The organism is Paenisporosarcina sp. P5_A11 (assembly GCF_056400705.1).
This window is the reverse complement of record NZ_JBFUKT010000015.1, coordinates 1-12,361: the sequence shown is the minus strand read 5'-3', so window position 1 is coordinate 12,361 and position 12,361 is coordinate 1. Positions and strand designations below refer to the sequence as shown.

Sequence of the window (12,361 nt, the reverse complement as noted above, 5' to 3'; positions counted from 1 at the left end):
CCTTACTTCGTATCGTACCAAGTTAGACCATACGCATAATCCACTTTGAGTGGCACTTTTAATTCAATCGCATGTTCCATCACTTCAGGTACGATCTTTTCTAATATCGCAATTTCTTCTGGAGGTGCTTCAAAAATCAATTCATCATGTACTTGAAGTAGCATAGTTGCTTGTAAATTTTCCTTCTCTAAACGAGCAGCCATATCAATCATGGCTTTCTTTATAATATCCGCGGCACTCCCTTGAATAGGTGTATTCATTGCCGTCCGTTCAGCGAAACCTCGCAAATTAAAGTTTGAACTTGTAATATCAGGCAAGTATCTTCTTCTATTTAAAATCGTCGTAACAAATCCTGATTTCTTAGCATCATGAACGATATCATCCATGTATTGTTTAACACCTGGGAAGCTCTTTAAATAACGATCGATAAATTCAGCAGCTTCCTTACGTGTAATAGATAAGTTTTGTGACAATCCATAATCACTGATTCCATAAACAATTCCGAAGTTTACTGCTTTAGCTGCACGACGCATGTCAGACGTTACAGCATCAGCTTCCACGTGGAAAACATCCATTGCCGTTTTTGTATGAATATCTAAGTCGTTTCGGAAAGCGTCGATTAATTCTTCATCATCTGACATATGTGCTAAAACACGCAGCTCGATTTGAGAATAATCTGCAGCAAATAAAACCCAACCTGGTTGTGAAGGAACAAACGCTTTACGAATTTTGCGTCCTTCTTCTAGTCTCACAGGAATGTTTTGTAAATTCGGATTGGTTGAACTTAAACGTCCTGTTTGCGTGAGAGCTTGTTGATATCTCGTGTGAATCTTACCATCATCTTTATGAATTTCTTTCAATAATCCTTCGATATACGTAGACTGTAACTTCCCTAATTGACGGAACAACAGAATATGTGAAATCACTTCATGTTTGCCTTCTAATTTTTCTAAAACGTCTGCGGCAGTTGAATAACCTGTCTTCGTTTTTTTCAATGCAGGAAGTCCTAGTTTTTCAAATAAAATGACACCTAGTTGTTTAGGTGAATTAATATTAAAAGTCTCTCCAGCTGCATGATAAATCGTTTGTTCAATCTCCGTTAACTTTCCAGCTAAATCTTCACCAATATCAACAAGAGTTTGACGGTCCACTTTCACACCATCAGACTCCATTTTTCCTAGAATGGTTGCCAATGGTAACTCAAGTTCTTGATAAAGTTCGTATTGTTCATTGTCTTTTAATTTTTGATCCATTACTGCTCTCAAATTCCAAACAGCCATTGCTTTTCTAACAATATGTTCACCTAACTCTGCATCAGATGGAACCGATTTTTTTGCTCCTTTTCCGTATACTTGTTCATTGGTAAATACATCACCGTAACCGAATTCGCGAGATAATACCGCGACATCGTCAGACGTTATTGCTGGATTAACGATATATGCAGCTAGGACAAAATCGAATTCAACTCCATCGAGCAAGACATCGTTTCGGTGAAACGCTGCAAGTGATGCTTTTGAATCAACTAATCTTTTCTTCTTACTATCATCGGCTAGCCACGTACGGAATGATTCTGATGCAAATGCATCTTCGACCTTGATGAAATAAGCATGTTTGTCATCAACAAGTGCAATACCTAACATATCAGCAGTATGATATTGTTCATCATATAACTCTAAATGAACAGCCATTTCATCAGACAAATTCTCGTCCGTTATTTCGGTCAACTGAGTAAATGTTATTTCAGACTTTACTTCTTCTACTTGTGCATACGTCGTTTTTTCAAGTAGCGACTTGAAGGCCAACTCTTGCCAAATTTTAATGACTTCTTCCATGTCAGGTCCTTTATACGATAAATCATCGAGGCCAATTGTAATGGGTGCCTCTGTTTCGATTGTTGCCAGTATTTTACTCATCTTCGCTTGTTCTTCATTGGCTTCTAGTTTCTCTTTCAGTTTTCCTTTTAGCTGATCGATGCCTTCATAAACACCATCAACAGAATGATGTTCCATTAATAGTTTAATCGCTGTTTTTTCTCCGACGCCAGGAACACCTGGAATATTATCTGAAGAATCGCCCATCAAGCCTTTCATATCAATAATTTGATTAGGTGTTATCCCATATTTCTCTTGAATATGAGCTGGTGTATATTTCTCCATATCAGTGATGCCTTTACGAGTAATGTAAACAGTTGTTGTATCTGAAGAAAGTTGAGTTAAATCCTTATCACCAGAGACAATAATTACTTCTTCTCCCTTTGCTTCAGCCTGTTTACTCAGCGTTCCGATAATATCATCCGCTTCGTACATCGAGAGCTCGTATTGAGGGATCTGATACGCTGTAAGAAGCTTACGTAAGTAAGGAAACTGCTCAGAAAGCTCGGGCGGAGTTTTTTGACGTCCACCTTTATACTCCCCAAACGTCGTGTGTCTGAATGTAGTTTTTCCTGCATCAAATGCAACTAGCATATGAGTTGGTTGTTCTTCGTCTATTATTTTTTGTAACATCATAGTAAACCCATAAACAGAATTTGTATGTATTCCGTGTTCATTTGTCAGTAATGGAAGCGCGAAAAATGCTCGATACGCTAAGCTATTCCCATCTAGTAATAAAACTTTGTTTTTGCTCAAAACTTTTCCACTCCTCTATTCGTAAAAAACGTCATCTTCCTTCATATTACCATGTAAGGTAGATGAAAAGAAAATGACGTCCCTTGCTATGACTAACTTCATTAAGATTTGAACGGATGAGCTAGAGACCACTTGCAGAAATCTTCAGCATAAAGCTCGAATTTGCGGTGAGCGATCGCTCAGTTGGAATTTTCGGGGTCCAAGTTGGAAAAATTGCGCTGCAAGTTGGAATCGATACATCATTGCCTTATAAGTAACCTGAAGATAAAGCTGGTCGATTGCTTTAAGGGTGCATCCCTACCGCACATTGGTTTAAAGAATAAGGTTCTGTTAAAGTAAACTATTGCTTATCTTGCATTTGCGCTAGCCGCAAATGTACTCTTTCGTTTGTTTTTCATTATCAACAGCATTCTTTTAAATAGCTTTTCTATAGGCTCATTTAAATTGTGTTTGGATAGTAAAGAAATCTGCGACACTCCTGCGGAAAAACGGGCTGGCAAGACCCCACAGCGAGGTACGAGTGAGGAGCTTGCCTGTTCGTCCGCGGAAAGGGAGCTGATTCCCTCTTTTTTTATAAAATGCTAATTTAAACTATACTGTCGTCTATCTTACATTTGCGCTAGCCGCAAATGTACTCTTTTTTCTTTTTAATATAGACAGTATTCTTAAACTTAGCAAAATAAAAAAGCAGGAAGGTCGAAATAGCATCTTCGGCCGAATATTTACGTAAAGAAACCTTAATTCTGTTGTAATCCTAAATAAAAGAAGCACCTCATTAAGAGATGCTTCTTTCTGATTGCTATTCTAAATAGCCTGATAGAATTTTCGCGTAAGGAGAATCTGATGGAAGAATAATCATCGTATCTTCACCAATCGTTTTCTTATAAGATTCGAGAGTTCGATAAAGAGCGTAAAACTCTGGGTCTTTTGAAAATGATTTGTTGTAGATTTTTGCAGCCTCTGATTCTCCTTCAGCCGTAATAATCGATGCTTCTTTTTGAGCGATTGCAACCATTTCTTGAACTTTACGATCGGTAGAAGCCTCGATTGTCCGTTTGTCTGCATCACCTTCAGATAAATATTTTTGTGCAATGGATTGACGCTCTGAAATCATACGTGTATATACAGATTGCTCATTTTCCGGTGGTAAGTCTGTTCGTTTCATTCGAACATCGACTACTTCAATTCCATATTTGTCAGCTTTCAATAATTCATTTACTCGAATAGTAACACGATCGTTTAAACTGCCCCTCGAGGTATTTTCGTCATTAATAATTTCATCATATTCCAGTTGACCAAGCTCAGTACGAACGACTGAATAAATAAACTCTTCCATTCGAGATTCGGCACTTATTTGAGTCCCTGCATTGGTGATCATGTCTTTAGGATTGGTAATACGCCATACAGCATAATTGTCGATGATAATACGCTTTTTATCCTTAGTGTTGATCTCCGCTTCTGAAACATTGTACGTCATTTGATATCGAGGCAACGTTGTAACACTTTGGACAAGCGGGATTTTCATATAAATACCGGGATCAAATCGTATTTCAACGACTTCTCCAAATTGACGGACGACTCTAAATTCATTTTCTTTTACCACATAAACATTTGCTAGAAAAATGACTAACGCAACAAAAATTATCGTGAAGGTCATAATTGTTTTAAGGTGTTTTTTAAGATTTAAGGGTTCTCTAGTTTTAGGAACTTTATTGGTCTTTTTAAACTGGGCATTAAATCTTTGTTCGAGGCTTTGGAATGGACTTTGATTGTTCTTATCCATTAGTTTCCGTCCCCTTTCTCACTTGTGACTGGTGGAGCTTGTGTAGGTTGTTGAAGAGGTAAATATTTCACTGTTTCACCTGAATCATTCATGATGTAAATTTGGGCATTAGGCAAAACTGTTTCTAAAGTTTCAATCACAAGTCGTTGTCTTGTGATTTCTTGGTTGTTTCGGTACTCCGCATAAAGTTTATCAAAAACGGCAACTTCACCACGTGCTTGTTCGATACGGGCCGTGCGTTGACCTTCAGCACGTGAATTAATAGCTGAGATTTCACCTATTGCTTCACTTTCACGTTGGTTTTGATATTTCTTAGCTTCATTTGTTTTCGTGTTTTTTGTTTCACGTGCATCCGTAACTGCTGTAAAAGCAGAGCGTACTTCAGCATTCGGTAATTCAACATCTTGCAGTTTGACTCCTAAGATAGAAATTCCTATATCATATTTCTCAATAAGTGTAGCGAGTAAGTCTCTTGTTTGCGCTTCTATATCTGCTTTCCCAGACGTCAGGGCTTCATCAATTATGGAACTGCCAATAATGGAACGAATAGAAGCTGAAGTGGCATCATGTAGTATTTCTTGAGGAGCTTGTGCATTAAATAAATACTTTTTAGGATCAGTGATTTTCCATTGAACAACTAAATCAGTTAATACAATATTTTCATCACCCGTTATCATTTTTGTTTCGTTATCATATGACACAATTTCCCCGTCCGGCGATTGTTTATATCCAAATTTTAGACTAAATGTTTCTTTCGATAAGATTTCTACTTTTTGCATTGGCCAAGGCAGTTTAAAATGTAAACCTGATTCCAAAATGGGATCTTCTGCTTTACCAAATGTAACAACCACCGCTTGTTCAGATTCATCAACTGTATACCACGATGTAAAAATCGCAATAAGTGCAATGACTCCAAATATAGCAAAAGATGTAATAGTTAATATTCGTTTAACACTCATCTATATATCCCCTTTTTTGTTCTATAACTGTTGATACGTATATTAAAGCGAATTAGTTAGTTTCAACAACTTTGATTTCACAGAATTCTTAACAAACACTGAACATGAAAAAAGAGTCCTCAATGAGAACTCTTTTTTCTACTAAATGCGGTTTTAGGGGGTTTCATAAGTAGCTTAACAAAGCACTATGAACTTATTATGAAGTACTTGTAAAGAACATGTTAAGATGGTTGTTTTTTAGGAATAAGTATTTTAAATTGAGTCCCGAAACCAGGCTCACTTTCAACAAAAATCCGCCCATGATGCGCATCAATTAAATGTTTGACTATCGCAAGACCCAGACCAGTTCCGCCTGAATTGCGACTTCTCGCACGGTCAATACGGTAAAACCGTTCAAATATTCGTGGAATCTCTTTTTTATCCATACCGATTCCTTCATCACGAATAATGATGATGCCATGAGTATCGCTTTCATGAAGGGACAAATGGACAGACGTGTTTTCTGTAGAATAGGTGATCGCATTTGTTAACAAATTCATGACCACTTGAATGAGACGATTCATGTCTCCGTCAACGATTACATTTCGTTCCATATTCTCGACAAATGTCATATTTTTCTCGTCTAAACTTGGGCTTGTCATTTCTGCTGCACGTACCATGACTTCGCGTAAATTAGTTTCAGAGAACTCTACAGAAAAACCATGTTGCTCGATTTTTGAGAGTTCAAGTAAATCTTCTATTAACATCTGTAATCGATTGCTTTCTTTATTGATTATTTCCAAAAAGCTTAGCAATGTTTTCTCATCATTCATAGCCCCATCAATTAGCGTTTCAGAGAAACCTTTGATCGAAGTAACCGGAGTGCGTAGTTCATGGGATACGTTAGCTACAAAATCTTTTCGAATTTGTTCGAGTCGTATTAAATCCGAAATATCATGCATGACAATCACAATACCTAGCCAGCGACCGTGTTCCCCAATGACTGGTGCTCCGTATACTTCCATATGATGAAGTTCTTGTTGAATGACTAGAGTCAATTGTTTACGAGAAGAAGATTCCATTAAAAACACATAATCAATAAACTTCTTCAGCTCTTCAGGTAACCCCACGCTTTTAAATAATTGGTTTTGCACCTCTTGCAAACTGAAATCAAATTGATCTACAAAAGGTTTATTAACAATGCTAATTTGCCCATCACGGTCAATCATCATTAGTGCACTACCCATGTTTTCAATGAGTGTTTTTAATCGTTCCTTTTCCATTTCACGGACTTTAAACAAATCTTGTAAATTCCGAGCAAGTATATTGATTGAAGTACTAAGTTGTGCGGTACTCAGTGAATCATCTTCATACGCTCGAGCTCTGTAATTACCTTTAGCAAGTTCTATTGCGACCTCTGTAACATTATCAATAGGTTGTGCATAGCGCTTAGTCAGTCGATACGTAAAAACGATGGTAATGACAAATGCAATTAGTAAAACAATCAATAATACTTTCCACAGCTGTAGGCGAACATCATTAAAATCGCTACCCAAATGGTCATTTGAAAGAATGTTCGTAATTTCATCTTTTTGGTCATCGGTTAAGCTGATATTAGATTGCTGGAAAACCAATGAAATTTCATCTGCTTTTTTAACAGCATTTGATCGGACCGATTCTTCCACATATACAGGAAAAAGCTGACTTAATATAATACCTAAGCCAGCTAATATGGAACCCACTACTATTGTAAAGGTCATGACTATTTTTCCTTGAAGCGATTTCATACCACTTTTGGCTCCTCAAATTTGTACCCTATACCTCGAATTGTTTTAATAAAAATCGGTTTTCGACTATTTTCTTCGATTTTTTCCCTGAGATGACTAATGTGAACATCGACAATTCGTGTATCTCCGGCGAAATCATAGTTCCAAACAGCACTTAGTAGCTGATCACGAGTGAGCACACGGTTTTTATTTTCCATCAAGTACACAAGCAATTCAAATTCTTTCGGAGTAAATTCTAATGATTGATCTCGTAAGAAAACTTCAAAACGATCTGGATATACTCGTAGTGAACCATATTCAAAAGACGAATCTGCATTTAGAGGTACTTCTTCAATTGTGGCTGTAGATCTTCTTAAAACTGCTTTAACACGAGCTGTTACTTCTCTAGGACTAAATGGCTTAGTCATATAATCGTCCGCACCTAATTCGAGTCCTAATACTTTATCAAATTCATCGTCTTTAGCAGTCAACATAATAATAGGTGTATTGATTTTCTGCAGACGCAATGCTTTACAAACTTCCATGCCGTCCATTTTAGGAAGCATCAGGTCAAGGACAATGAGATTAGGTTTACTTTCAAGTACCGCGTTATAGCCTTCCATCCCATCGCTCGCCGTTAGTACAGTGTATCCCGCTTGCTCCAAGTTATATTGAAGCAATGTTACGATTGAACTTTCATCATCTACTACTAGAATTTTCTTTGTCATGTATTTGCCTCCACAATCGATTTAAAACCCCCATCTTAAACCGAATGAGCTATTTAGAAATTATCCATTGATTGAGATGTTAAGTGATTTTCTAAGCGCGGTGGAGTTGAAGTGATTTTCCCTTCGATTACGGTATCTCCAGCTTCGTTGGTTGCATGTACTTCAATTTCTACCAAGTTTTTCTCGACATCAACAGAAATAACTTGTAACAGGAAATCTATCGTTGCGTAGTGGTACACAGGTTTTGGGAAGGTTAAATGTTGTTCAACAATATGCGAACCCGGTCCTGGTAAATATTTCGAGACGGCTGAGGTCACGATTCCTGTAAGCATGATAGCAGGAACAATTGGTTTTTCATATACAGTTTGAGAGGCAAAATCATGTTGAATATACAATGGGTTGCCATCGTTGGTTAATCCTAAATATAAAAGTAAATCCTTGTCTTCAATTTTCTCTGTTAGTTTCAGCTTTTCTCCCACTGACATATCTTCGACTTTTCGGCCTAGTTTACGTTTCTTTCCGAGTAGCATCAGATGTCCCCCCCTTTTGTTCATGTTCTACCTTCATAGTATCAATAAGTACAAAAAAAATCGAGCAGGGATTTCCTACTCGATCTCAATTATGTCTGCTTCAAGCACTAAGTGGCACTTTCCGCTTTACGTTTTGTCTAGCTACAAGCGCCAACTCGCACCTCCGCTTCAGAAACTCATTCGAAAACAAGTTTTCGATTCGTTTCTTCCACCGTCGGAGTCGAGCTAAAGTGGCACTTTCCTCTTAGGCCCACAGAACGTGGGTCATGAAGGCGTTGCGACAGGACGTCGCATCTTTAGCCTTAGAACATTATGCTAGAATGTCCATTACGTTACGTACTGATGCTGCTGATTTGTCTAGCTCAGCTTTTTCAGACTCAGTTAAATCAAGTTCAAAGATTTTTTCTATCCCACCAGCACCTAAAATTGTAGGTACGCCAAGATAAATTCCGTCTAATCCATATTCACCTTCAAGATAAGCGATTGATGGTAATACACGACGTTGATCTTTTAGAATGGCTTCAGCCATTTCAACTAAAGAAGCTGCTGGTGCATAGTAAGCTGATCCGTTACCAAGAAGGTTTACGATTTCTGCTCCACCTTTACGTGTACGATCAACAATTTCAGCTAAGCGTTCTTTTGAAATCAATGTATCCAAAGGAATACCACCTGCGTATGAATAACGTACTAAAGGAACCATGTCGTCACCGTGGCCACCAAGAACAAAACCAGTGATGTCTTTAACAGACAAGTTTAGTTCTTGTGCGACAAATGTGCGGAAACGTGCTGAATCAAGAACTCCAGATTGGCCAATTACGCGCTCTTTCGGGAAACCAGATTCTTTGTATACTGTGTAAGACATTGCGTCTACTGGATTTGTTAATACAATAATGATTGTATTTGGAGAATGTTTAATGATTTCACCTGTAACGATTTTCATAACTTTTTGGTTTGTTTGAACCAAATCGTCACGGCTCATACCAGGTTTACGTGCAATACCAGCTGTGATGATAACGATATCCGAGTCTTTCGTATCTTCATAGTTAGAAGTACCAGTAATGTTTGCATCAAATCCTTGTACAGGACCTGCTTCTAACATATCTAGCGCTTTCCCTTTAGTTGGATTTTCCATTTGTGGGATATCAACTAAAACAACGTCCCCTAATTCTTTTTGAGCAAGAAGGAATGCTGTTGTTGCACCTGTAAAGCCAGAACCGATTACTGAAATTTTTTTACGCTTCAATGTCATCAGAAAACTCTCCCTTTGTTCATAAGTAAAGAGGGCATAAGCCCTCTTTCTAAACATAGTGTTTTACTTAATGTCGATTAAAGATTTTTGATAAGTTCGTCAGCGAACTCAGAACATTTCACTTCAGTAGCGCCATCCATTAAACGAGCAAAATCATAAGTTACAACTTTAGAAGAAATTGTTTTCTCCATAGAGTCCATTACTAATTTAGCTGCTTCGTTCCAGCCAAGGTGTTCAAGCATTAATACACCTGAAAGGATAACAGATGATGGGTTCACTTTATCTAAACCAGCGTATTTAGGAGCAGTACCATGAGTAGCTTCAAAAATAGCATGTCCAGTTAAATAGTTAATATTTGCTCCTGGTGCAATACCAATACCGCCAACTTGTGCAGCAAGTGCATCAGAAATATAGTCACCGTTCAAGTTCATTGTTGCAACAACATCAAATTCGCTTGGACGAGTTAAAATTTGTTGTAAGAAGATATCAGCAATCGAATCTTTCACTAAAATTTTGCCAGCTGCTAAAGCATCCGCTTGCGCTTTATCTGCAGCTTCTGCACCTTGGTCAGCTTTAATTTGATCATATTGGTTCCATGTGAATGTTTGTTCAGCGAATTCTTGTTCCGCAACTTCATAACCCCAAGTTTTGAAAGCTCCTTCAGTGAACTTCATGATGTTCCCTTTATGAACAAGTGTTAATGACTCGCGACCTTCTTTAATGATGTAAGTAAGTGCAGCACGTACTAAGCGTTTAGTACCTTCTTCTGAGATGGGTTTAATCCCGATACCAGAAGTCTCAGGGAAACGAATGTTTTTAGTACCCATTTCGTTTTGTAAGAATGCGATGATTTTTTTAACTTCGTCACTTCCTGCAGCGAACTCGATTCCAGCATAAATATCTTCAGTGTTTTCACGGAAAATAACCATGTCAGTATCTTCAGGGCGTTTTACTGGTGAAGGAACACCGTCAAAGTAACGTACAGGACGTAAACAAGTGTATAAATCTAATTCTTGACGTAACGCAACGTTTAATGAACGAATACCGCCACCAACTGGTGTAGTAAGAGGGCCTTTAATTGCTATTAAATATTCACGAATTACATCTAAAGTTTCTGTTGGTAACCATTCGCCAGTTTGATCGAATGCTTTTTGACCTGCTAAAACTTCTTTCCAAACGATAGATTTCTCACCGTTGTAAGCTTTGTTAACTGAAGCTTCTAATACACGTGCAGACGCAGCCCAGATATCAGGACCGATACCGTCTCCTTCGATGAAAGGAATGATTGGATTATTTGGTACGTTTAGTGCACCATTTTCAACTGTAATTTTGCCGCCGTTTGTCATGAATAATTTCCTCCTATAGGCATAATCATAGGGCATGTACTTTTAACAATTACGTTCAATCAGAATACTATTTCTAGTTTCTTGAATAAACACTGCTGAAAGTCCAGCCCTACTTATGTTTATTTAAAATTTTAACGCTCGTTTACTGGTACATATTTTTGCATACCAGGTCCGATATATTCTGCACGTGGACGGATTAGACGGTTATTAGAATATTGTTCTAAAATGTGAGCTAACCAGCCTGATACACGTGAAACAGCAAAGATTGGTGTAAATAAATCATGATCGATATTTAGAGAATGGTAGACAGATGCTGAGTAAAAATCAACATTTGGTGGAAGATTTTTCTGTCCTGTTACGATTTCTTCAATTTTAATTGACATTTCGTACCATTTCTCTTCTCCGCGAAGTTTTGTTAATTTTTGAGACATTTCACGAAGGTGTTTTGCACGTGGATCCCCTTTACGGTATACACGGTGACCGAAGCCCATAATTTTTTCTTTGTTTGCTAGTTTTTCGTTGATGTAAGAATCAACATTATCAACTGAACCAATTTCCGTTAACATTTTCATAACTTGCTCGTTTGCTCCGCCGTGAAGGGGACCTTTAAGAGCACCTAGTGCCGCAACTACACCAGAATAAACATCTGATAATGTTGCTACACATACGCGCGCTGTAAATGTTGACGCATTTAATTCATGGTCAGCGTGTAAAACTAATGCTTTGTTGAACGCCTCTTCTTCAATAGCCGCTGGAATTTCACCACTTAACATATATAAGAAGTTCGCTGCATAGCTTAAATCTTTTTTCGGTGCGATAGGTTCTTGTCCTTTACGAACACGAGCAAATGCTGTTACTAAAGTCGACATTTTTGCTTGAAGTTGAATGGCTTTCAAGTAGTTAGCTTCTACAGACATATCTTCTGCATTTTCATCATACAATCCTAGCATAGAAACAGATGTACGAAGAGCTGTCATTGGGTGAACTTTTTCAATTGGATACGTTTTGAAGTGGTTTAATACTTCTTGTGGTACAGCCATGTTATCTGCCAATTGTTGTTTAAGTTCAGCTAATTCTGCTGCCTTTGGAAGGCGTTGATGMCAAAGCAAGTAGATTACTTCTTCAAAACTTGCATGATCTGCTAAGTCATCAATATCATAGCCAACATATGTAAGTGTGTCATCAATGATCGAACTGATTGCTGATTGAGTAGCTACTACTCCTTCTAGACCTTTAGTTGATGTCATGTATATCGCTCCTTCTTCTGTTTGAAATTCATCATGCCACACAAAAAAAACGCAGAATGATGGCTCATCTGCTCATATGAACCTTTTATTTATATCGCTTACAATGACATTATAATCAATTTTGACTTAATTGTGAATGAAAACGCT

General features: G+C 37.8%; 9 protein-coding genes. All 9 read right to left on the bottom strand.

Translation table 11 applies throughout. From position 1 onward, the window contains the following. Nucleotides 1–2 precede the first annotated feature (2 nt). The 9 genes from polA to citZ all read right to left on the bottom strand — a co-directional run bounded on the left by polA (nucleotide 3) and on the right by citZ (nucleotide 12,214). Nucleotides 3–2,627 carry a DNA polymerase I gene (polA, locus tag AC1DOS_RS04840; protein ID WP_477536576.1) on the bottom strand — a complete coding sequence of 875 codons (2,625 nt, stop codon included), beginning with the start codon at nucleotides 2,625–2,627 and terminating at the stop codon, nucleotides 3–5. A gap of 799 nt (nucleotides 2,628–3,426) precedes the next feature. Further along, the gene (gene hflC, locus AC1DOS_RS04835; protein ID WP_477536575.1) at nucleotides 3,427–4,410 is read right to left on the bottom strand and encodes a protease modulator HflC; all 984 of its coding nucleotides are present in this window, start codon (nucleotides 4,408–4,410) and stop codon (nucleotides 3,427–3,429) included. Further along, complete coding sequence (gene hflK / locus AC1DOS_RS04830) at nucleotides 4,410–5,369, bottom strand: FtsH protease activity modulator HflK (protein ID WP_477536574.1); 960 nt, start codon at nucleotides 5,367–5,369, stop codon at nucleotides 4,410–4,412. Before hflK ends, hflC begins: the two co-directional genes overlap by 1 nt. A 221-nt stretch (nucleotides 5,370–5,590) precedes the next feature. Beyond that, nucleotides 5,591–7,135, bottom strand: a complete 1,545-nt coding sequence (gene pnpS, locus AC1DOS_RS04825; protein ID WP_108585347.1) for a two-component system histidine kinase PnpS — start codon at nucleotides 7,133–7,135, stop codon at nucleotides 5,591–5,593. Continuing rightward, nucleotides 7,132–7,842, bottom strand: a complete 711-nt coding sequence (locus AC1DOS_RS04820) for a response regulator transcription factor (protein WP_477536573.1) — start codon at nucleotides 7,840–7,842, stop codon at nucleotides 7,132–7,134. Before AC1DOS_RS04820 ends, pnpS begins: the two co-directional genes overlap by 4 nt. A gap of 53 nt (nucleotides 7,843–7,895) precedes the next feature. Beyond that, nucleotides 7,896–8,372, bottom strand: coding sequence for a MaoC/PaaZ C-terminal domain-containing protein (locus AC1DOS_RS04815; protein ID WP_108585349.1), 477 nt, complete (start codon nucleotides 8,370–8,372; stop codon nucleotides 7,896–7,898). 310 nt (nucleotides 8,373–8,682) lie between these two features. After that, a complete protein-coding gene (gene mdh, locus AC1DOS_RS04810) occupies nucleotides 8,683–9,621 on the bottom strand; it encodes a malate dehydrogenase (RefSeq protein ID WP_477536572.1) in 939 nt (312 codons plus the stop codon). A 77-nt stretch (nucleotides 9,622–9,698) separates the two neighbouring features. Further along, the gene (icd, locus tag AC1DOS_RS04805) at nucleotides 9,699–10,967 is read right to left on the bottom strand and encodes an NADP-dependent isocitrate dehydrogenase (RefSeq protein ID WP_108585351.1); all 1,269 of its coding nucleotides are present in this window, start codon (nucleotides 10,965–10,967) and stop codon (nucleotides 9,699–9,701) included. A gap of 131 nt (nucleotides 10,968–11,098) precedes the next feature. Beyond that, nucleotides 11,099–12,214: a citrate synthase gene (gene citZ / locus AC1DOS_RS04800; RefSeq protein WP_477536571.1), complete on the bottom strand. Its 1,116-nt coding sequence runs from the start codon at nucleotides 12,212–12,214 to the stop codon at nucleotides 11,099–11,101. Nucleotides 12,215–12,361: the final 147 nt, after the last annotated feature.

Excerpts from the sequence above, each read along its gene's own strand:
- hflK (WP_477536574.1), bottom strand. The coding sequence starts at position 5,369 with ATGAGTGTTAAACGAATATTAACTATTACATCTTTTGCTATATTTGGA.
- AC1DOS_RS04820 (WP_477536573.1), bottom strand. The coding sequence starts at position 7,842 with ATGACAAAGAAAATTCTAGTAGTAGATGATGAAAGTTCAATCGTAACA.
- AC1DOS_RS04815 (WP_108585349.1), bottom strand. The coding sequence starts at position 8,372 with ATGCTACTCGGAAAGAAACGTAAACTAGGCCGAAAAGTCGAAGATATG.
- pnpS (WP_108585347.1), bottom strand. The coding sequence starts at position 7,135 with ATGAAATCGCTTCAAGGAAAAATAGTCATGACCTTTACAATAGTAGTG.
- hflC (WP_477536575.1), bottom strand. The coding sequence starts at position 4,410 with ATGGATAAGAACAATCAAAGTCCATTCCAAAGCCTCGAACAAAGATTT.
- mdh (WP_477536572.1), bottom strand. The coding sequence starts at position 9,621 with ATGACATTGAAGCGTAAAAAAATTTCAGTAATCGGTTCTGGCTTTACA.
- icd (WP_108585351.1), bottom strand. The coding sequence starts at position 10,967 with ATGACAAACGGCGGCAAAATTACAGTTGAAAATGGTGCACTAAACGTA.